We start from the raw sequence: 19,112 nt of genomic DNA on the forward strand, positions 1-19,112 counted from the left end.
GTCCTCCTACGACGACCTCGGCAGCTACGTTTCGCATTAAAACGCATGAAAAAAATCCCCTGCCTGGCACTCAATCCTATCGCCAGCAGGGGGTTTTTTTCAAAAAGGTAGAGCACGACTGTCAAAAAACAACCTACTCTCGATGGTCCACCCCGTCTGCCACGATCAAGACGTCGACAAACCGGGTTTCACTCAAGATTTTGTTGATGATCGAACCTTTGACGATCTCTTCCCACCGGGAGCGCGCCGACTGGCCGAGGACGATCTGCGTAATGCCCGTTCGCTCCACAAACTGGATGATCGCATCGGCAGGCTTGCGTCCCCCGAGCGCCTCGATGTGAAACTCCGCGCCAAGGTCCTTGGCGAGCTGTTCGATCTCGCGCAGTTTCTTTCGGGTTGCCTCGTCAAACTCATGCACCGGCTTGGTGGGGACGTTTAAGATGTAGAGCTCGCACTTCAAGCGGCTGGCGATCCGCCAACCTCTGCGGATCAGGCGTTCGGCGTTTTGGCCGTAGTGCACGCAGACGAGGATTTTCTCACTCGCGCCGACCATGCCCTCAATGCCGTGCTCCCACTTGTAATGCTCCAATCGCTCATCCACATCGTCTGCCAACTCCCGAAGCGCCAACTCCCGCAAGGCGTTCAAATTTCCCGTCCGAAAGAAATTTTTCAGCGACTGCTCCACTTTTTCCGGCTTGTAGATCAACCCTTGCTTCAAGCGCTCTCGAAGTTTTTCCGGCGGTGTGTCGATCAGTTGGACTTCGTTGGCTTCGGTGAGAATCCAGTCGGGAACGCGCTCGCGGACTTTAACACCGGTCAGTTGCTCCACCGTGTCGTTCAAGCTCTCCAAGTGCTGAATGTTCATGGCGGACATCACATGGATGCCCGCCTCCAAAATCTCCAGCACATCTTCGTATCGCTTCTGGTTCTTGGAACCCGGCACGTTGGTGTGCGCCAGTTCGTCAATGATCACATAAGCAGGTCGCCGCTGGAGGATGCCTTCGAGGTCCATCTCGGCAAACGCTCTTCCTTTGTACGAAATCTGGCGCATCGGCAAGACAGGCAGTGCGCCGATCTGGGCTTCCGTCCCGCGGCGACCGTGCGTTTCGATCAGCCCGATGACCACGTCGAGCCCCTGCTGCAGCAAGTCGTTGCACTCGCGCAACATCGTGTACGTCTTGCCCACACCGGGTGCCGCTCCAATGAAGATCTTGAAATACCCTCGGTGCTCCCGCTTGATCTGTCTCAGCAACGCTTCCGGATTTTTGCGTTTTTCACCGTTTGGCAACATCCTCATTGGGTTTCCTTCATCAGCTCGCGATTCAAGTCCAACACGTTCACATGCGGCTCGCCGAAGATCCCCAACTGCCGGGATTGCGTCATTCGGTCGATCAACGAGTTCAAGTCGTTCGCGCTAAGCCCCGTCGCTTGTGCGATGCGCGGGACTTGGGCTTTGGCCGCTTCCGGCGTGAGATCCGGGTCAAACCCGGAGCCCGACGTTGTGACCAGATCGGCGGGAATCTCGTGAAGCTCGGGATTCTCCTGATGGAGCAATTGCACTCGCTCTTGCATCGTTTTGACATAGTCGGGCGAGGCAACTGCCGCTTGCGTGGCGGCCGACGCCTTCGGGTCATACTTGGCAGCGGAGGAACGCGGGTGGAAGAACTGCGGCGCTTCGAAATTCTGAGCGAGCCGTTCCGAGCCGATCACGCCGTTTTGATCTGCCAGCAACGACCCTTCCGCTTGTTTTTTGAACAACGCTTGCGCCACACCTGTGGTCGCCAACGGATACAGGAGACCGCAAATCACCATCAGCACGACGGAGGCCCGCAGGGCCGTAAACAGGGATTTCATCACTCATACACCTCTCGTTTCTTCTTCCTTACCTCAACAGGGAGATCACCATGTCGATCAATTTGATCCCCGCAAACGGAACCAGCATCCCCCCGACCCCGTAGAGCAGGAGATTGCGGGTCAGCAGCTTGTCGGCGGTCATCGCCCGGTATTTGACCCCCTTCATCGCAATCGGAATCAACAGCGGGATGATCACCGCATTGAAGATCAGCGCGGACAGAATCGCCGATTGCGGCGACGCAAGGTGCATGATGTTCAAGACTTGCAATTGCGGAATCGCCGCAATGAACATCGCCGGAAGGATCGCAAAGTACTTCGCGACGTCGTTGGCGATCGAGAACGTGGTCAGTGCTCCGCGGGTGATCAGCAATTGCTTGCCGATGGCGATGACGGAAAGCAATTTGGTCGGGTCGGAGTCCAGGTCAATCATGTTCGCCGCTTCCTTCGCCGCCATCGTCCCAGAGTTCATCGCAAGCCCCACGTCCGCTTGCGCCAACGCCGGAGCGTCGTTCGTTCCGTCGCCCGTCATCGCGACGAGTTTTCCTTGCGCTTGTTCGCGCTTGATCGCTTCAATCTTATCTTCCGGCTTCGCTTCGGCGATGAATTCATCCACGCCGGCTTCTTGGGCGATGGTGGCAGCGGTCAGCGGATTGTCACCTGTACACATGACCGTTTTGATCCCCATCGCGCGCAGTTCGGCAAACTTCTCCTTCAGCCCCGGTTTCACCGTGTCTTTCAAGTAGATGACGCCGTACACGTGACCCTCCATGGCGACGGCGAGCGGCGTGCCGCCCTGTTTGGCGATTTGATTCCCCAGTTCTTCAAGATCGGAAGGAACGTGTTTACCGAGTGATTCCACATACGTGCGAATCGAATCGACAGCGCCTTTGCGGATTTCGATGCCGTTTCGAAGATTCAGGCCGGACATGCGCGTCTGAGCGGTAAATTCGACGACCTCGGCTCCCTCGTACTTGGACGGTTCCCAAGTGACTCCTTGTTCCTTCGCCAGTTCGACGATGGAGCGGCCCTCCGGGGTTTCGTCTCGGACGGACGCTTGCAGTGCCGCCATCGCGATGGTGCGTTCATCCACGCCTTGAACGGGAAGGAACTGTGCCGCCATGCGGTTCCCGAACGTGATCGTGCCGGTCTTGTCGAGGATCATCGTGTCGATGTCGCCCGCCGCTTCAACCGCTTTGCCGGACATCGCCAGCACGTTGAACTGCGTGACACGGTCCATGCCGGCAATGCCGATGGCGGAGAGCAGACCGCCGATAGTGGTCGGAATCAAGCAGACGAGCAGGGCGATCAGCGTGGAGATGTCGAGCGAGATACCCAAGTAGTCCGCCATCGGCACGAGCGTCAAGATCACAAACAAGAAAATCAACGTCAAGACGGCAAGCAACGTGGTCAAGGCAATTTCATTCGGCGTTTTTTGCCGAGATGCGCCTTCGACGAGCGCAATCATGCGATCCAAGAACGATTCTCCCGGATCGGTGGTGACTTTGACGAGAATATAGTCGGACACGACGCGCGTCCCGCCGGTGACGGAAGAGAAATCTCCCCCTGCTTCCTTGATGACGGGAGCCGATTCCCCGGTGATCGCCGATTCGTCGATCGAAGCGAGACCCTCGATGATCTCGCCGTCCGAAGGGATGATCTCACCCGTTTCCACGCGCACGATGTCGCCTTTGCGCAGTTGGGTGGAAGGCACGTCTCGGAGTGAACCGTCTTTTTGCAGCAAGCGGGCGACCGTGTCGGACTTGGTTTTGCGCAGCGTGTCGGCTTGCGCTTTCCCCCGCCCTTCCGCCAGCGCTTCTGCAAAGTTCGCGAACAGCACCGTGAAGAGCAAAATCAAGAACACCGAGACGTTATAGCCGCGACCTGCCGTCGAAACGCCCAACGCATTCGGCCAAATCGAAAGCAACAGCGTGATCAGCGTCCCGACTTCGACGACGAACATCACGGGGTTTTTGATCATCGCGCGCGGGTCGAGCTTCGTAAAGGAATTCCAGACCGCTTGTTTGGCGATCTCTCCTGTCAGCAATCGTTTGCGTTCTCTAGCCATTACAAGTTCCTCCTCCCTTTACATTCCCAAGTGTTCCGCGATCGGACCGAGCGCCAGAGCCGGGAAGAAGGTCAGCGCTCCGACGATCAAGATGATCACGACGAGGATCAGCGAAAACAACGGCGTATCGGTACGCAGCGTGCCCACCGTGGTCGGCACCACGCGTTTGGTCGACAGCGAGCCCGCAATCGCCAGCATGGCGATGATTGAAATGTAACGGCCCGCCAACATCACCAAACCGATCGACAAGTTGTACCAGTTGGTGTTTGCCGTCAAACCGCCAAACGCAGAACCGTTGTTGGCGGCACCCGACGTATAGGCGTACAGCACTTCCGACAGACCGTGGAACCCGCCGTTCAATATCGAAGACAGCGATTCCGGCCGCAAGAGCGCAAGCGCCGTCGGAACCAAGATGATGACCGGGTGTGTCAACACGGCAATCGAGGCGAGCTTGATCTCCTTGCCTTCGATTTTTTTGCCGAGAAATTCCGGCGTGCGGCCGACCATCAAGCCACAGATGAACACCGACAGAACCACGTAGAGCAGGCCGTTGAGCAGTCCGACGCCCTTGCCGCCGAACACGTTGTTGAGCATCATCTCCATCATCGGCACCATGCCGCCGATCGGAGTGAGCGAGTCGTGCATGTTGTTGACCGAACCGGTGGTCGCCGCCGTGGTGACGGCCGTAAACAGCGCCGATTCGGAAAGTCCGAACCGAACTTCCTTGCCTTCCATATTGCCGTGAACGCCGAGCGCGCTGAGTGCGGGGGTGCCGTTCGTTTCCGCGACGTACACGGTCGTCAGGAACACGACGAACAGGAACCCCATCGCGGCAAAAATCGCCCAGCCTTGTTTTTTGTTGCGAATCAGCAACCCGAACGCGTACACCAACGCCGTCGGCAAGAGCATCATGCTCAAGATGTGCACGAGGTTTGTAAGCGCCGTCGGATTTTCAAACGGATGCGCCGCGTTCGTGCCGAAGTAACCGCCGCCGTTGGTCCCGAGATGCTTGATCGATTCCAGCGACGCCACCGGGCCGCGGGTGATCGTCTGCGTGACGCCTTCGATCGTGGTGGCGTTGACAGCTCCGTGCAGGGTTTGCGGGACACCTTGAAAGACCAGAAAAAGTGCAGCCACAAACGAGAGCGGCAAAAACACACGAGTGATCGAGCGGACCAGATCCACATAGAAGTTGCCAAGGTCATCACGACGGCCGACGAGACCGCGAATGAACGCGACCGCCACCGCAAAACCGGTCGCAGCGGACGTGAACATCGGGAACGTGATGGCGAGCATCTGCGACAGGTAACTCAGCCCGTTCTCGCCGCTGTACGCCTGCCAGTTGGTGTTGGTGATAAACGAAGTCACGGTGTTAAACGCCAACACCGGCGGCATGTTGTCGAGGCCGTCCGGGTTGAGCGGCAGAACCTTTTGCAAACGCAGCACCGCGTACATCAGCAACATCATCACGAAGTTGCTCAGCAACACGGCGCGCAGATAGCCCTTCCAACCCATTCCTTGATCTTCCCTCACGCCGATAACGCGGTAGATCAAGCGTTCGACCGGGCCGAAAACGCGGTCCAGTCCGGTTTTTTCAGAGTCAAACACCTTGACGAGATACCGTCCCATGGGTTTGACAAACAGGATCACGATCAACAGCGTGAACGCAATTTGAATCCATCCCCTACTCATATCCCTTCTCCTCCTGCGTTAAAACTTCTCCGGCTTGATCAGCACATACGAGAGATAGACGATCATCAAAACGGTTATCAAACCGAGCACAATCACGTAGACACCCCCTCCGTTACGCCTTCTCGAAGAAGTCGATGCATTGGTAAAAAACGACGAACGCCGCAACACTCAGCAAGAGGATGACAAAGTCGTTGTTCATGCCGAGCCACTCCTTTCCATAAAAAAAGACCGATGCACACTTCAGCCTTCAAATCCCGCTCCATGCCTGCGGGATTTGAAACGCCAAAGTCTACATCGGTCCACGTAACACCTGGCCGCAAGCTCCCTTGCCTCCCTGTGTTCAGTCGCCGCACGATGGACTTCTCAGTCGCGTATTTGTTTTTCCAAGTCATGATCCAGAACGAAAATTTCCATCAGTTCGCCGGTCTTGGTCGATATGTCAAAATGACTGGAGATCACTTTGCATTCCGTAACCTGCGAAATCAGCAATTCCGTATCGACGCTGTGATGTTCCCGAAGCGTTTGCCGCATCTCTTTGACGAGCCGCTTGCCTTTGTCGGTTTTGACCAAGGTCTTCTCGCCTTGGGTCAACACGCCCTTCATGCGCACGATCACCAAGTCCTTCATGATGTACGTCTTGGTTTCTTGCGGTCCGCGGCCCAAGATCTCCCGTTGGAATTTGACATACGCTTCGGAGATGTCGGCTTCCATTTTGGCTTTTTGCGATTGACTCATACGTTCACCTCCCGAAAAAAGAACATAAAAAGACCCATGCTGCTTTGACCGAATGAAAAAACAATGCGGGTATGCACCGTCGGGGGTCAAAGTCTGCATGGGTCCACCTAAAGCCCAGCTCGCCCTGTGAGGCGGTCTTTGCTTTCTGTCATCCGTGCGAGATCTCGGTTCGAAGATTCGGTTGTATATGCTCTTCCCATGTGAAAACGACACAAAAAGACCATCTACAATCGAAGGTCTCCTGACCTTCCCTGCTTTAGCCGACGAAGTTAGCTGACGGGTAGGATGGCAGAGAAGTGACTTCCTCATCCCTCCCGCGCGATTGCGCAAGATTAACCCCAAAAGATTGGTTCCTCCGTACTTGAGTATTCCCAAGTTTAGGCCGTATTGAAGTTGTTGAGATTATCATACTCCCAAGGCATGGAGTTTGGCACTCCCAATTTGAGGCGGATTTTTGCGGGGTTTTTTACATTCTCGCGTTCTAGAAGAGCGGAACGAGGACTTCTCTCACGCTGTCTCGTAATTTCTTTGTTTTTCGCGAAAGGCAGATTGCGGTTGACAGCGAACTAACCATTGGTTATATTCGAAGTAACCAATGGTTACAGGAAAGGTCTGGTGCTGAATTGCGTTCCGAAGAAACCAAACGACGGGTGTTGGACGCCGCTGCGCAGTTGTTTGCACAGCGGGGGTTTGAGCAGGTGACCCTGCGCGAAATCGCCAAGGCGGCCGGTTGCTCGCACACCACCATCTACATCTACTACAAAGACAAAGAAGCGCTGCTGCACGAACTGTCGATGCCGCCGATGCAAGACCTGCGGGCGGAGTTTCAGGCGTTGCTTCAAGACGCGGAGGTCGCCCCGGAACGCAAGGTCAAGCGCATGGGGCAGCGGTTCTTGGAGTTTTGCTTTGCAAACCGCAATCTGTACACGGTGTTTTTCATGACGCGGGCGTCGCGAGTGGACCAAGAGGCGCCGAGCGGGAACAACGTGCAGAAACTGCGCTTGGAGCTGTTTGGGCAACTGCGCGCGGCGATGCGCGAATTTCTGCCGTCCGATGTCGGCGAGGAGTATGTGATGGGTTGTGCGAGGGTGTTTTTTTACACCTTGCACGGCATCGTGGGGACGTATCAACTCTCGGAAGAACCGCTGCCCGAGTTGTTGGAGCGGTTGCACCCCACGTTTGACTTGGCGTTGGAAGCGGTCGTATCCGGGTTTCAGCAAATCGCGCAACGAGGGGGACGAGACGAATGAAAGTGGAACAGATCTCGAAGCATATCTGGAGTTTGCAAACGTGGAGGTTGTTGCGGTGCACCGTCTGGGTGGTGGCGGAGGAGGACGGCTTGACGCTGGTTGACGCCGGGATGCCGTTCATGGCGAAGGGGATTCTCGCGTTTCTGGAACAGATGAAACATCTCGGGCCGCTGAAGCGGATCTTGCTCACCCACGGACATCAGGATCATGTCGGGTCGGTGCAGGCGATCTTGGAGCGCGTTGGCAACGTACCCGTCTACGCGCACGCTGTCGAACTTCCCTATCTGAACGGCGAGCAACTCTACCCGCGCCGCAAGAAACTGGAGCACCACCTTCCGCAGGGGATCACGCAGCCGTTGCAGGACGCGGGATCGGAACGGGAGTTGCGGGCGGTCGGCCGTTTGCAGCCGGTGTTTACGCCGGGGCATTCGCCCGGTCATACGGCGTACTTCCATGAAGAGGACAGCGTGTTGCTCGGCGGCGACATGTGCACGTCCAAGCGAGGACGTCTGCGCCCGCCGATGCCTATGTTTACCGGCGACATGGCGACCGCGATCCAAAGCGCCCGCGTGCTCGAACACCTCCGCCCGAAACGCTTGGAAATCTGCCACAGCAAACCGGTCTTCAACCCGGCGGAGCAACTGCAAGAGTATCTACAACAAAACAGTTGATGAAGCATACAAAAAAGGGCACCCGTGCATGGGTGCCGTTTTTGGCTTGCCGTTGCCTTATTACAACTCGATTTTCTCCACGTTCGACTCGACGATGCGAGCCGAAAGCTTTTCCACGGCGAGACCTTGGGGGAAGCCGAAGATTCCCTTTTGGATCACGAGGTTCATGACGTGGTGGATCTCCGTGACGGTGAGTTCCGGTTTCGGGTCGGGGATGACCAGCTTGGCTTTTTTCTTGAGGTTGGTCATGAAGGTCAGTTCCAGTTCGCGTTTCATCATGCTTGCCTCCTTGGGAGTTTGGTTTTTTAGATGCGCGTCAGGTCTTCGCGGTTGGTCAGTTGGATGTGATGCAGGTCGTACGACGTCAAACCCGCGAGCGCTTCACCGACGGCGTACACGTCTGCTTGCGCCGCCGACGGGAGCACGCGGGAGTAGCCCTTGTCTTTGTACTGCGGAGCGCCTTTCTCATCGAATCCGGTTTGCAGACGCAGCGTCATGCTGGTCCATCCTTGGTTGCTGTTGATCATTTCACTGTCCCCTCCTGGGTTTGTTGGGTTGTCTTACACGTATACCGTGCAGCGAAGACGCCGAATCAGGGACAGCACCTCGCATTTTTTCATAAAAAAACAAAAACCCGCACGCATTGGGGGATGCGCCGGGTTTTATAGAAAGGGGATCGTCTACATCTGGGGAATCAGACGTCTGCATAAGTATAGCACAGCTAAATGGGATTAATCCACCTCTGTTTGATATTTTTACCATATTTATTAATTACACATAACCTTCTACAAAGGTGCCTGATTTAACTTCATCCTGTACACTAGAAACCGTCACCCGATCTGCAGGTAGAATCGGGTTCTTCTCTATTTGCATCTGTCCATCGAAGGAGGAGGGTCGATCCCCCGCTTGGGGCTCGATCCATCGATATAGTTCTCGCCGCAACCGGCGAGATCCGGCACTACCAGAGAGAAGGTGTGGAGAGTTTGAGTTTTTCCAGCATGAAAAAGCAGTGGTTTGGCAATGTGCGGGGCGACATCCTGTCCGGGATGACCGTCGCGCTGGCGTTGATTCCGGAAGCGATCGCATTCGGTATCGTAATAAAAAGGGAGTCTAACACATAGGGACTCCCGCTAGGCTTTCTCAGTTGCGGCTAGGCTTGCTCTTCTCATCTCTTCGTATGCTTCTTGAACGGCTTTGTCTTCGGCTTCTTCCTGCCCCAATTCCCACATTAACCGCTCCCGTTCTTTTTCCTCCTCGATCTGCTCAGGACTCATACCCCTGTACCAATGGTCACGTTCCCAGATTTCGTGACGTACCTCCTCGGAATCCCAGAACACTTCCCCTTCTGTTTTGTCCAAGAATCTCCACTCAATCAAAATCTCTTTATCAAATTCATTCTTAAATGGTCGTTTTCGAGTTCTGACCGAAATTGACGAAACCAACTGTCGCAGAACAGTATTCGTCAAGTTCTCTACGTCCACTTCCTCTAGGTACTTTAAGAACGTGTCAAATTTGAGCTTCGTCGTTTTCAAGTTCTGTTCTTGTTGCAGGTGCTTGTTTTGCTCGTTCATCAACTCTTGCAACTGCTCTTGCAGCTTGGCGTTTCGAGTTACATATTCTTCGTCTGTAATCATGTTCTTAGCAACGAGCCTAAAATTGACTTCGCGCATCTCTTCAAGTTCTTGAATCTGATTGGCTATGTCGGTGAGTTTGCTTTCGTCCGCATCAGACTGCACATAGGCTTGCACGTATGCGTCGAAATTCCATTTCAATCCTGCTTTGTCTGTTCGGAATTTCTCCAACTCGCCTTTGACGTACTCAATCAAATATTCTTCTGTATGGGCGTTTCTGTACTCACAAAACATCTTGCTTTTGTCGTTGTGACCGCAACACCATTCGTAGCTAGGTTCTTTCGTTTTGCGCTTCTTCCGCCCCCATACGGAAAATGGAAAGGGGTCAAACGGGCAAAACCACCCCCGTCACCCCTTCCGAATAAAACTATTGTTTCATATGAAAAAAAGCCACCCCGTGTTGGATGGCAATTGCAATCAGGAAGCGACTTTTTGTTCTTCATACTCATTTACGATCTTGTAGAAGGTGTTTTTCTTTAGATTCAACTTCGACATAAATTCCACCGCAGTAATTTCGGCGTTTTTCCAGCATGGATAGAACTGGTCTAGTACCTTTCGTTGCTCCTTTGACAAGGTATCCAGATTCATTTTCGGCCTTCCAAGGTGTTTGCCTTTTTCCTTCGCTACTGCAATACCCTCTGCTTGACGCTGACGTATTTTCTTGCGTTCCTGATCTGCCACATACGAAAGCAACGATAAAAACTGGTCTTCCATCAACTTGCCCATGTCTCCCATTGACTTGAACTTTCGACTGTCAAAGAGCGTTTCGTTTTCAAGCACAATAATGTCAGCTTGCATCTCACGAGTGATTTGCTTCCATTCCTTGATAATCCCGTCATAATCCCGTCCCAGACGGTCAAGGGCATCGACATAAAGTAGATCGCCCTCCCGAATTATCCGCTTCATTGCTTGGTACTGTTCACGATCAAAATCTTTCCCTGATTGCTTGTCTATGAAGATAAATCGGTCTTCGATTCCCAGTTCCTTCAATTTCAGTAATTGACGGTCAATGTTCTGTCCTGTAGTAGAAACTCGTATGTACCCGATGTTCATATGTGTTCTCCTCTCTCTTTGGTAGCTTGTGGTATTATTGTACACCTTCTGTTTGTAAAGGTCAATAAACATATACAAACGTCCTTAAAAGCAAATACAAACCTTTGCGGACGCGAAATGACATACGTTGCAGATACGTCCTAAAAGTATACCTTTATAAACGCAATCCCAAAGGAGAGCTGTTCGCGGAGAACGCCGCCGCTAGGGTTGGGCTTTAGCCTGACTCTTTTTCTTTTGTCCTCCACTTCTCCACAGACAGCGCGTACACCCTCTCCCGCTTCGCTGACGATGCCCCACAGGAGGAGGGCACATGTATGCACCGTCGCCCTCAAACCCACCATACAGAGCCTTCTAGCGGGAGTTATTCGATTTCGCTATAGGTACGTCATCGAACGAATTGTTAGAAATTCAAGTAACCACAGGGGTTTTGCACCTACTCTGCTGTAGCGTCATCGAGAAATTGAAAAAGGGGCCGCGGGGAAGTAGTGATTCCCACAGTTCTGCGTTACCAATAGACAACAAAAAAGACGATCTGTGTAGGATCGTCGTTCTTGATTTTTGTCCTTATTCGTACCCGTTTCCAGAACCATCTGTAGAATAGTAACCATTGTTGGTAAACATCATTTGGTAATCTGAACTGGAGCTATACGGAAGGCTGTATTCATAACTCCCAAACCATGTGGCACTTTTCGGATAGTTTCCCGAATAGTTTTTTTGGATATACGTGGTATACCCATTTCCTATTTTTTTGATTACGCTATAAGTTACGGAAGCAACACCAGATGACGCCTGTTGCCAACCATTTAAAGTAAACAAACCGTCAGTTCGAACCTGACCGAATTTGTCCGCCCCATAAATCGTAGTGCTAGGCATTAACCCAGTGAAATTCCAGTAGACTGCCGAAATCGCCGCAGTAGGATGAGTTTCTTGGCTCGTAACTTTTTGTTCATGGAACTTTTGTTTCTGTACCTTTACTTTGCCATAGTCAGGCGAATCCTTAACGCGGTTGATCTCTACGAGTTCAAATAGCACCGACCATTTTCCATTCTCTTTTGTGACCGTATAGGGGATTAGCGGATAATCATCCTCTTGACTTTCGTGTACTTCCTTCACCATGTACTCGACACGATCAGCAGAAGTTACACTTTTGGAGACAATCTCGTAACTTAGCAATGGGTCGATTTCTAACCCGTCCTTGATCCAATTCGCTTCCGACACAGCATCTGCAAAAGACACATTCTTGGAGTAGTCTTGAACTAGTTGTACGTTCCCTGCCTTCATCGCCGCGAGGTAGCCTTTGATCGCCGCCTCTGGACTGCTTTGGTTAATTGGGGGTGTGGCAAAAGCCACCTGACCGATGAGGAGCGATAACCCCATCGCGAGTGCAGTAGTTGAAAATGTTTTTTTCATTTACTCACCTCCTTTTTACTTGATTATATTCTACAAGAAATTGTACAGAGAATCCATATTGAGAAATTATGCTAGTGTTCCGCACCAACTATCAATTCCGTTGTCGGATGCTATCGGGATGATTGACAAGAACCCAAGTAAACAAAGGGAATAAAAGCAGCTTTGCCTATTCAGCTATCGAGAAACTAGAACAATAGTCGAGGGGAGTCACTGATCTACGTCCAATCTGCCCGATCTGCGAGCCTAACCACTGGGGCCGCGGTATTCCACTACCTACAAAAGAAAAGGGAGCTACCATTGGTAGCTCCTACTCCGTCAACGATTTATCCAGTTGCCCGCTCTTACGAAAGCTCAACCTCCAATTTTTGAAGCACTGCTGCGACATTTTCCTGTGTCAGTTTGCACTCGTCTTCTGTGCGGGTCGACAGCATTTCTAGTAGCTCCTCGATCTGTTCCGCTAGTCTGTTCTGTTGGAAAATCGTCAGAGCCTTTTGGATGTACTGGCAAGCAGAGCTTACCTTGTTACGTGTCAAGAGTAGATAAGCAAGGTTCTTATAGGCTCTACCCTGCTCTGGATGTGAGTCAGGCGCAATTCGTAAAGCGTCTGCCGTATAACGTCGCGAATCAGCCAAAAAGACCTCCCCATCGTCAGAACCCCAATAGTTGATAAGCGATTCTTCCGCATGTCTGTTCAAACTGGATACGACGCGAACGAGCGAAAGATGGTCTAACAACAGTTCCAAGTCTTGATCGACGGCTAGATCGTCGCCATATTCCCGTGTTATGATCTCGCGTTCTACTGGATTGATATGATGAACTGCATTGCTAACGGACTGCTCCAATAGCAACAGCAGAAGTTGTTGTCCAGCCTGTGTTTTCAGAAACGCATGTACGCTTGTCGGTTGCTTCACAGCACAATCCCTCTGCTTTCTCGCGTTTTCGAATTACATTCCAGCATCTCCGAAATGGTATGGTAGGCACGCAACGGATCATTGAATTTGGCGAAATGCGCGGAAAGTTCTTTCATGGTCTGCTCATATTCGTTGAAGCAACCTACCAACTTGTAGCAATCCGCAGATTGTTTGAAGAGCTTAGAGGCGAAGTCAATTTGGTTGCGGGCTTGCGCGATCTTCGCTTGTACCCTTAAAGCGAGTGCGAAGTGTTCGTGATTCGATGGTAAAAGGTTTTTTGCGCCCTGGCTCGTGTCGAACGCTTGATCTAGCTTCCCATGCTCAACTTGAACCTTGGACAGCTCTGCAAGAGCAATACCTGCCTCAACTGGCTTTTTCATGTTCAACAGGTCGTCTGCGATTTGACGTAACTCTTGCTCCACACCAGCGGTGTTCCCAGTTGAGGCACGAATCACAGCAACGCTCATTTTCGTCATCAACTGTTGAAACGCATTTTGGGCAGTTTCACTACACAAGACTGCACGAGAAGCAAACTGTACTGATTCTTCGAGTTGTTGCGATTGGAGACAGGTTTTTGCCATTTCCAAATACAAGTCGCCAAGTTCTTTGAGATTGTCAAGATATTGAAGCGTCTCTGAGGTTTGATGGAATGTCTTTAAGGATTCTTGGAGCTTCCCTTGTCGTTGTTGTGCCTTACCCAAATCCATCTGAATAGAAGCTAGAAACTTCTTATCCGTCATGGACGATACATTGGGGTCGTTCAACACCTGCAAGAAGTGATATTCTGCCAACGGATAGCATCGACGGTGCATTTCATAGACCCCGTACAAATAGTGAAGTCGGAAGTGGGTGGTCACTCCTGCAAGCCAACGTACTTGGTTAGACAGTTGGTCAAGCCTATGTTTCGCTTCTTCCAACATTTCAAGTTGAATCAGGCAAAATACGAGGTTGTATGCGACTTCGAACGGCTCAATCCTAACGCTACTTTCTTCGGCAAGCTCGTACAACAATTGAAGCGCACCCGAATACTGTTCATTGGCGATCATCGCCTTTGCCATTTGGAAACGCGATATAAAGTTCAAGTTCGAAGTCGTGTTCTCCAATAAGTCTTCCAGTGGAACTTCAAGTCGTTCTGCTATCTTTTGCAGAACGTAGTGTGATGGATTGGCACGTTCAGATTCGACCTGCGACAACATGGATGGCGTGACGATGCCCTTTGCCAATTCAGTTTGAGTCAATCCTTTACGCAAACGGCAAGCTCGAATTCTTTGTCCAAGGGTTTCGGTGTTCGACACAATTAACCACCTCTTGTATTGTGTTATCGTATATAAACACAATAAACCAAACTTTTGATTTTGAGTTGAATTTTCCAAAGTTTGGTTGTTAGAGGTTAGTCTGCACGATTCACTGTCAATCACTGATCTGACAATCAAAAGCCCCTCGTATACCTTTAACGAGGGGCTTAGAGTATCACTATTTCCAACTTTCGATGATCACTTTCGAACTCAGGTCGGGTGGAATTGTTTCTGCAACTTTAACAGGATGAATGACTGATGCAGTTGTTGCATTTATGACAACAACTGCGATCAGCGTAATACCAACAGCCACCAGTCTTTTCACTAGAATCCCTCCTCGTCGATTAACCCACCGAAATTCTTCTTCAGTGTGTTACTTCTCATATAGTAAAGCAACAAGGATTCTGAGTCACTCTTTGATGCGTAATACTCCATCAAATACTTACATGCATACCATCGTATAGTTACCCCGTAGTTTAAATCATCACTTACAGCAATCGCGTATGAGGGGTCATCCTTTGACATGGAGGACAGGATTTGTAGTTTTCCGTGCAAATCTGTGTAATTTTTTGATTTAGCACTGACTTCCGAAATCAACGCATTTACCGATGTTCGTTCTCCCAATTTTAACAGAGTTTTCGCATATTCCTTGATAGCAAACAATCTTGGATACTCGAAAGGATGGAGCAACACTAGTGCCTTGTTAAGAATCTCTCTTGCCTGCTGATAATTACCCAAATGGTATTCGTAATGTGCCACATTTATATATGCTTTTCCGATTTGCACTTCTTTATGTGTTTTCTCGAAGTATTCAAGAGCAAGGTAAGAATGCTTTTTAGCTTCCTCTAGATTTCCTCTATGTTCGTACCATTTCATACGAGTGAAGTGAACATAGCCCATTTTCTCCGCATCGTTTGCGAAGGCATTCTCGACTACATTCAAAGTGTGGACAATGTTGGTATATTCCTTCCGAATGGTAAATGTCACCATAATATATGAGGTCACATGGTAAAGTAATGCGCTGTCGCCAAACGATTCATTGACTTTCTCTGCGTAACTCATCGCAGTTAAGAAGGATTCATGTGCAAGATCATATTCTTGCAGGTAGTATTGCGCGCGACCAAGATTTGCCCAACATATGCAACGTTCTGTCAAGCCCAAAGCCACATCTACAAGTTCGCATGCAAGTGTTTCGGCACGGAGCATCATGTCTTTGGATCTTTCATGTGCATTCAGCAACGATGTTAATTCTTCTTCTTTCTTAAACGTGTCCCGTTGACGCAACCGATCTTCATCAACTTTCAATCCCTTTGCAATATCCTCCAATAGACTGATAGAGATCGGGCGTTCTCCTAACAAAGTAAGACGGAATGTTTCACGATTAACCCCAAGTCGCTCAGAGAACGCACGAATTGAAAACGCATCCCCGCGTTCTTGCATCAATTCTGCAATTCTTCTACCCAAAGGGATTTTGCCAAACGTTACACTAGCAGTATGTTCAATGGTACTCAATTATCCCTACCTCCCGTGAGCAATCTATCTGTAAGTGTTAACAATAAGTCAATGCCATCTAGCTTTCAATTATAACGCATTCAGTTTTAGAAGTACATCAGTTGTAAGTGCAATTCTGAAAGGTGTAGGCAATTTTGTTCATTTCCGTTTACTGCCTCTCCAACGCCCCGTACACAAGCGCAAGCGGTCAGGGGTAGCGGAGCTAGGGTTTGGGATGCGGGCGTGCTTCATGAAGCGCGGAGAGGCGTTCGCGTGTATCCTGAATTGGAGGGCAGCGAGTGAATGAAAAAAAGGGAAGCCCCCAAAGGCTCCCCCTGTGTTTACTTATGCTTCTTCTTGAAACTCTTGATCTTACGACGCTGGTAGGTGATCTTGCCATAGTAATCGCTCTCGAAGCTGGCTTGATAGACCATCTCAGACTGCTCCAGCAACTTGTCGATCTGTCGGTCATCAATGATCGAGATGGACTTATGCAGGACTTGGCTCTTGTTGTAGACCTTCTCCGCCATAAGTCGCTCGTCTACTTTCTTCAAGCTCTTGGTCATGTAGTTGGCGACACGTCCAACGTCCTTTGGTGGGGTTGTATTCCTCGTTTTGCATCGCGATCATCATCTCGTTTGTCGGCGGACGTCCGGCGATGATCTCGGCGGCGACCGGCGCGATGTCGCTCGTGTTGGCGCAGTTGGTCAAGGACTACGGCGTGGAGTATATGTTGGGCGATGTCGTTTCCCGAATTCCGATGGCGGCGCTGGTCGGCGTGATGTGATGTTCATGGTCTCGATCGGGACGTTTGATTGGAAGTCGTTGCGCGACTTGCGCAAGCTGCCGTTTGCCGATACGTTCGTGATGATCGTCACCGTGATCATCGTGGTGTGGACGAGCGACCTTTCCAAAGGCGTGCTGGCGGGCGTCGTGATCTCCGCGCTCGTGTACGGGTGGAAGTCCGCCCGCATCAAAGCCGTCTCGGATGTCCAAAACGGCGTGAAGACGTACCGGGTCACGGGCCCGTTGTTTTTTGCCACGGCGAGTTACTTCTATGACCTGTTCGAATTCCAAGACGACCCCGAGCACGTGGTGATCGACTTCACTCACGTGCACGTCTGGGACCACTCCGCCGTGGTCGGGATCTCGAAAGTGGCGGCGCGCTATGAAAGTTTCGGCAAGCACGTGAAAATCGCGGGCCTGAACCTCGAAAGCGAAACCCTCGTCAACCGCGTGGGAATTTAAGGTTGTACAACAAAGGAACACCTGCTGATCTCGACGATGCAGGTGTTCCTTTGTTTAATAGTTAGGGAGTTATGAGTTGTTGTTGATTGGAATTCCCTGATCTTCCGCTCTCTTGATGAATTTCGACTTGAACACCCAAAACCGGATGCGTCTCCAAGATATAGTGACCGTTCGGGCAATGTTTCACGTGAGTGTGCAACGTGTGACGCAGATAGGTCAGTTTTTCCCGGCAATGAGGGCACTCTTCCCGGAACCACGCACGAATCGATTTCCACATCCTATCCACCACCATTCCAATGAATTTACTTTGATATAGTGTACCGCGCTTTGCGTAGTTTTGCCACACCTCTTACTTTGGCTAGCCTGATTTCCTTTTACTCACTCTCTCACGAAGTTTCGGTGGCGACGAACGTCCCGATCTTCGAAGGAAAGCAAGAGGTTGACACATATACCCCCTAGGGTATATGATTGTCGATGTCAGGGATATACCCCCTGCCGTATCTCAGAAGGAGGGTCAAACCGTCATGCAATGGTGGATGTATCTGCTGTATGCCTTGCTTCTTTGGTTTGTCATTTCGCGCCTCTTGCCGGTCCGCGGCTTGACGAATCTCACGACCGCTGAAGTGCAAGAGCGTTTGAAAAAACCGAAAGACTTCGTGTTTGTCGACGTCCGGGAAGTCGGTGAGTACCGAGCCGGGCACATTCCGGGGTTTCAGAACATCCCGCTCAGCCAACTGCGAACCCGCGTGGGAGAGATCGATTCATCCAAACCGGTGATTCTGACCTGCCAAAGCGGCATGCGCAGCAAGCAGGCCGCGAAAACCCTGCACAAACACGGCTTCCGCAACCTCTCCCATCTCAAAACCGGCATGTCCGGATGGAATGGGAACGTCGTAAAATAAGAATCCTATCGAGGAGATCCAATGATCTCCTTCTCATAAGTCGAAAATATACCCCATAGGGTATTAAGAGGTGAAACTTATGTCCACCATCATCAACATCATCCCGCTGGACGTCCAAGAGCGTCTCGCCCGCGGTGAAATCATGAACATCATCGACGTGCGCGAACCGGAGGAAACGGCAACCGGCATGATCCCCGGAGCCAAGCACATCCGCTTGAGCGAGATCCCGCAACGCAAAAACGAAATTGCTCCCGACGTGGAGACGATCCTGGTCTGCCGCAGCGGCAACCGCAGCGGGCAGGCCTGTGAATACTTGGCGGCGCAAGGCTTCCGCAACGTCAAAAACATGATGGGCGGAATGCTCGGCTGGAAAGGCCCGGTGCAACGCTGACCCTGCTTTCCCAACATCAAACCCACCATTTCAAGGAGGTTTTTTCTCATGGCAAACAAACGAGTCGCCATCATCGCATCCAACGGCGGACTGGATTCCGCTTACAAAGTCCTCAACATCGCAACGGCAGCCGCTTCGACCGACGCGGAAGTCGCGATCTTCTTCACCTTTGAAGCTCTCGCGATCATCCATCGCGACGCCGCTGCCATGCTGACGATGGGACCGGGCAAAGAGCATTACGCAGAAGGCTTCAAACGCGCCAACGTGCCGGGCATTTCCGACATGCTGGAAATGGCGAAGGAGCTCGGCGTGAAGATGATCGCCTGCCAAATGACGATGGATGTTACCGGCATGACCAAGGAGATGTTCATCGACGGCGTGGAAGTCGGCGGTGCCGTCACCTTCCTTGACTTCGCGTACGACGCAGACGTAACGGTCACGTTCTAAGCCATACCAGAGGTGCCATCGCATGCTTGAGCAACGCTTCGAGCATGCGGTACATCCTCGTGGCCA

At 51.5% G+C, this 19,112-nt stretch carries 23 protein-coding genes, 1 pseudogene and 1 riboswitch; of the genes and pseudogenes, 8 read left to right on the plus strand and 16 right to left on the minus strand.

Annotated elements, in window-relative coordinates; genetic code table 11:
- Positions 1-133: 133 nt before the first annotated feature.
- From kdpDN to EL26_RS19825, 6 genes are all read right to left on the minus strand, one after another.
- Complete coding sequence (gene kdpDN / locus EL26_RS19805; RefSeq protein WP_038093205.1) at positions 134-1,297, minus strand: KdpD-like non-kinase potassium sensor; 1,164 nt, start codon at positions 1,295-1,297, stop codon at positions 134-136.
- Positions 1,294-1,854 (minus strand): potassium-transporting ATPase subunit KdpC, encoded by a 561-nt coding sequence (gene kdpC, locus EL26_RS19810; RefSeq protein ID WP_038093208.1) that lies wholly within the window; start codon positions 1,852-1,854, stop codon positions 1,294-1,296. The genes kdpDN and kdpC overlap by 4 nt, the downstream gene beginning before the upstream one ends.
- Before the next feature lie 28 nt (positions 1,855-1,882).
- The gene (kdpB, locus tag EL26_RS19815; protein WP_038093210.1) at positions 1,883-3,919 is read right to left on the minus strand and encodes a potassium-transporting ATPase subunit KdpB; all 2,037 of its coding nucleotides are present in this window, start codon (positions 3,917-3,919) and stop codon (positions 1,883-1,885) included.
- An 18-nt stretch (positions 3,920-3,937) separates the two neighbouring features.
- Positions 3,938-5,611 (minus strand): potassium-transporting ATPase subunit KdpA, encoded by a 1,674-nt coding sequence (gene kdpA, locus EL26_RS19820; protein ID WP_038093212.1) that lies wholly within the window; start codon positions 5,609-5,611, stop codon positions 3,938-3,940.
- Between the two features lie 18 nt (positions 5,612-5,629).
- Positions 5,630-5,779: a potassium-transporting ATPase subunit F gene (locus EL26_RS26775; RefSeq protein ID WP_152559340.1), complete on the minus strand. Its 150-nt coding sequence runs from the start codon at positions 5,777-5,779 to the stop codon at positions 5,630-5,632.
- Positions 5,780-5,974: 195 nt separating this feature from the next.
- Complete coding sequence (locus EL26_RS19825) at positions 5,975-6,346, minus strand: Na-translocating system protein MpsC family protein (RefSeq protein WP_038093215.1); 372 nt, start codon at positions 6,344-6,346, stop codon at positions 5,975-5,977.
- Positions 6,347-6,588: 242 nt separating this feature from the next.
- A riboswitch (cyclic di-AMP (ydaO/yuaA leader) is annotated at positions 6,589-6,740 on the minus strand.
- Positions 6,741-6,969: 229 nt separating this feature from the next.
- Between EL26_RS19825 and EL26_RS19830 the strand changes: the two genes are divergently transcribed.
- Together EL26_RS19830 and EL26_RS19835 are read left to right on the plus strand one after the other, a co-directional pair.
- Complete coding sequence (locus tag EL26_RS19830; RefSeq protein WP_038093218.1) at positions 6,970-7,596, plus strand: TetR/AcrR family transcriptional regulator; 627 nt, start codon at positions 6,970-6,972, stop codon at positions 7,594-7,596.
- The gene (locus EL26_RS19835; protein WP_038093220.1) at positions 7,593-8,267 is read left to right on the plus strand and encodes an MBL fold metallo-hydrolase; all 675 of its coding nucleotides are present in this window, start codon (positions 7,593-7,595) and stop codon (positions 8,265-8,267) included. The genes EL26_RS19830 and EL26_RS19835 overlap by 4 nt, the downstream gene beginning before the upstream one ends.
- Positions 8,268-8,327: 60 nt before the next feature.
- On the opposite strand, the gene EL26_RS19840 is transcribed toward EL26_RS19835, so the two are convergent.
- Both EL26_RS19840 and EL26_RS19845 read right to left on the minus strand, forming a co-directional pair.
- Complete coding sequence (locus EL26_RS19840; protein WP_081857352.1) at positions 8,328-8,543, minus strand: DUF2922 domain-containing protein; 216 nt, start codon at positions 8,541-8,543, stop codon at positions 8,328-8,330.
- 29 nt (positions 8,544-8,572) lie between these two features.
- The gene (locus EL26_RS19845; RefSeq protein ID WP_038093223.1) at positions 8,573-8,794 is read right to left on the minus strand and encodes a DUF1659 domain-containing protein; all 222 of its coding nucleotides are present in this window, start codon (positions 8,792-8,794) and stop codon (positions 8,573-8,575) included.
- A gap of 471 nt (positions 8,795-9,265) precedes the next feature.
- Between EL26_RS19845 and EL26_RS25090 the strand changes: the two are divergent.
- Positions 9,266-9,364: pseudogene (locus tag EL26_RS25090) on the plus strand (SulP family inorganic anion transporter); the annotation flags it as partial.
- Positions 9,365-9,397: 33 nt separating this feature from the next.
- Here the strand turns inward: EL26_RS25090 and EL26_RS19850 are convergent.
- The 8 genes from EL26_RS19850 to EL26_RS19885 form a co-directional block, all read right to left on the minus strand.
- Positions 9,398-10,132, minus strand: a complete 735-nt coding sequence (locus EL26_RS19850; RefSeq protein ID WP_152559341.1) for a hypothetical protein — start codon at positions 10,130-10,132, stop codon at positions 9,398-9,400.
- Between the two features lie 183 nt (positions 10,133-10,315).
- Positions 10,316-10,951, minus strand: coding sequence for a recombinase family protein (locus EL26_RS19855; protein WP_038093229.1), 636 nt, complete (start codon positions 10,949-10,951; stop codon positions 10,316-10,318).
- A gap of 564 nt (positions 10,952-11,515) precedes the next feature.
- Positions 11,516-12,361 carry a hypothetical protein gene (locus EL26_RS19865; protein WP_038093236.1) on the minus strand — a complete coding sequence of 282 codons (846 nt, stop codon included), beginning with the start codon at positions 12,359-12,361 and terminating at the stop codon, positions 11,516-11,518.
- Between the two features lie 341 nt (positions 12,362-12,702).
- Complete coding sequence (locus EL26_RS19870; protein WP_038093239.1) at positions 12,703-13,272, minus strand: hypothetical protein; 570 nt, start codon at positions 13,270-13,272, stop codon at positions 12,703-12,705.
- Positions 13,269-14,567 (minus strand): helix-turn-helix domain-containing protein, encoded by a 1,299-nt coding sequence (locus EL26_RS19875; RefSeq protein ID WP_038093242.1) that lies wholly within the window; start codon positions 14,565-14,567, stop codon positions 13,269-13,271. The genes EL26_RS19870 and EL26_RS19875 overlap by 4 nt, the downstream gene beginning before the upstream one ends.
- Before the next feature lie 178 nt (positions 14,568-14,745).
- On the minus strand, positions 14,746-14,892 hold the full coding sequence (locus tag EL26_RS25605; protein ID WP_161780761.1) for a hypothetical protein: 147 nt from the start codon (positions 14,890-14,892) through the stop codon (positions 14,746-14,748).
- Positions 14,892-16,079 (minus strand): helix-turn-helix transcriptional regulator, encoded by a 1,188-nt coding sequence (locus tag EL26_RS19880; protein WP_038093246.1) that lies wholly within the window; start codon positions 16,077-16,079, stop codon positions 14,892-14,894. The genes EL26_RS25605 and EL26_RS19880 overlap by 1 nt, the downstream gene beginning before the upstream one ends.
- A gap of 320 nt (positions 16,080-16,399) precedes the next feature.
- Complete coding sequence (locus EL26_RS19885) at positions 16,400-16,624, minus strand: hypothetical protein (protein WP_038093249.1); 225 nt, start codon at positions 16,622-16,624, stop codon at positions 16,400-16,402.
- Positions 16,625-16,659: 35 nt separating this feature from the next.
- Between EL26_RS19885 and EL26_RS25850 the strand changes: the two genes are divergently transcribed.
- The 5 genes from EL26_RS25850 to EL26_RS19905 all read left to right on the plus strand — a co-directional run bounded on the left by EL26_RS25850 (position 16,660) and on the right by EL26_RS19905 (position 19,046).
- A complete protein-coding gene (locus EL26_RS25850; RefSeq protein ID WP_052036616.1) occupies positions 16,660-16,845 on the plus strand; it encodes a hypothetical protein in 186 nt (61 codons plus the stop codon).
- Positions 16,846-16,850: 5 nt separating this feature from the next.
- Positions 16,851-17,306, plus strand: coding sequence for an STAS domain-containing protein (locus EL26_RS19890; protein WP_173424634.1), 456 nt, complete (start codon positions 16,851-16,853; stop codon positions 17,304-17,306).
- 524 nt (positions 17,307-17,830) lie between these two features.
- On the plus strand, positions 17,831-18,208 hold the full coding sequence (locus EL26_RS19895; RefSeq protein WP_038093251.1) for a rhodanese-like domain-containing protein: 378 nt from the start codon (positions 17,831-17,833) through the stop codon (positions 18,206-18,208).
- A 79-nt stretch (positions 18,209-18,287) separates the two neighbouring features.
- The gene (locus EL26_RS19900; protein WP_038093252.1) at positions 18,288-18,599 is read left to right on the plus strand and encodes a rhodanese-like domain-containing protein; all 312 of its coding nucleotides are present in this window, start codon (positions 18,288-18,290) and stop codon (positions 18,597-18,599) included.
- 48 nt (positions 18,600-18,647) lie between these two features.
- Positions 18,648-19,046 carry a DsrE/DsrF/DrsH-like family protein gene (locus tag EL26_RS19905; RefSeq protein ID WP_038093254.1) on the plus strand — a complete coding sequence of 133 codons (399 nt, stop codon included), beginning with the start codon at positions 18,648-18,650 and terminating at the stop codon, positions 19,044-19,046.
- The last annotated feature ends 66 nt before the right edge of the window (positions 19,047-19,112 follow it).

Source organism: Tumebacillus flagellatus, assembly GCF_000714935.1.
GTDB lineage: Bacteria > Bacillota > Bacilli > Tumebacillales > Tumebacillaceae > Tumebacillus > Tumebacillus flagellatus.

What these genes read in the sequence shown, in the direction of transcription:
- kdpC (WP_038093208.1), bottom strand. Translation starts at nt 1,854, where the DNA reads ATGAAATCCCTGTTTACGGCCCTGCGGGCCTCCGTCGTGCTGATGGTG.
- EL26_RS19865 (WP_038093236.1), bottom strand. Translation starts at nt 12,361, where the DNA reads ATGAAAAAAACATTTTCAACTACTGCACTCGCGATGGGGTTATCGCTC.
- EL26_RS19855 (WP_038093229.1), bottom strand. Translation starts at nt 10,951, where the DNA reads ATGAACATCGGGTACATACGAGTTTCTACTACAGGACAGAACATTGAC.
- EL26_RS19895 (WP_038093251.1), top strand. Translation starts at nt 17,831, where the DNA reads ATGCAATGGTGGATGTATCTGCTGTATGCCTTGCTTCTTTGGTTTGTC.
- kdpDN (WP_038093205.1), bottom strand. Translation starts at nt 1,297, where the DNA reads ATGAGGATGTTGCCAAACGGTGAAAAACGCAAAAATCCGGAAGCGTTG.
- EL26_RS19825 (WP_038093215.1), bottom strand. Translation starts at nt 6,346, where the DNA reads ATGAGTCAATCGCAAAAAGCCAAAATGGAAGCCGACATCTCCGAAGCG.
- EL26_RS19900 (WP_038093252.1), top strand. Translation starts at nt 18,288, where the DNA reads ATGTCCACCATCATCAACATCATCCCGCTGGACGTCCAAGAGCGTCTC.
- EL26_RS19905 (WP_038093254.1), top strand. Translation starts at nt 18,648, where the DNA reads ATGGCAAACAAACGAGTCGCCATCATCGCATCCAACGGCGGACTGGAT.
- kdpA (WP_038093212.1), bottom strand. Translation starts at nt 5,611, where the DNA reads ATGAGTAGGGGATGGATTCAAATTGCGTTCACGCTGTTGATCGTGATC.
- EL26_RS19835 (WP_038093220.1), top strand. Translation starts at nt 7,593, where the DNA reads ATGAAAGTGGAACAGATCTCGAAGCATATCTGGAGTTTGCAAACGTGG.
- EL26_RS19840 (WP_081857352.1), bottom strand. Translation starts at nt 8,543, where the DNA reads ATGAAACGCGAACTGGAACTGACCTTCATGACCAACCTCAAGAAAAAA.
- EL26_RS19850 (WP_152559341.1), bottom strand. Translation starts at nt 10,132, where the DNA reads ATGTTTTGTGAGTACAGAAACGCCCATACAGAAGAATATTTGATTGAG.
- kdpB (WP_038093210.1), bottom strand. Translation starts at nt 3,919, where the DNA reads ATGGCTAGAGAACGCAAACGATTGCTGACAGGAGAGATCGCCAAACAA.
- EL26_RS19890 (WP_173424634.1), top strand. Translation starts at nt 16,851, where the DNA reads ATGGTCTCGATCGGGACGTTTGATTGGAAGTCGTTGCGCGACTTGCGC.
- EL26_RS19845 (WP_038093223.1), bottom strand. Translation starts at nt 8,794, where the DNA reads ATGATCAACAGCAACCAAGGATGGACCAGCATGACGCTGCGTCTGCAA.
- EL26_RS19885 (WP_038093249.1), bottom strand. Translation starts at nt 16,624, where the DNA reads ATGACCAAGAGCTTGAAGAAAGTAGACGAGCGACTTATGGCGGAGAAG.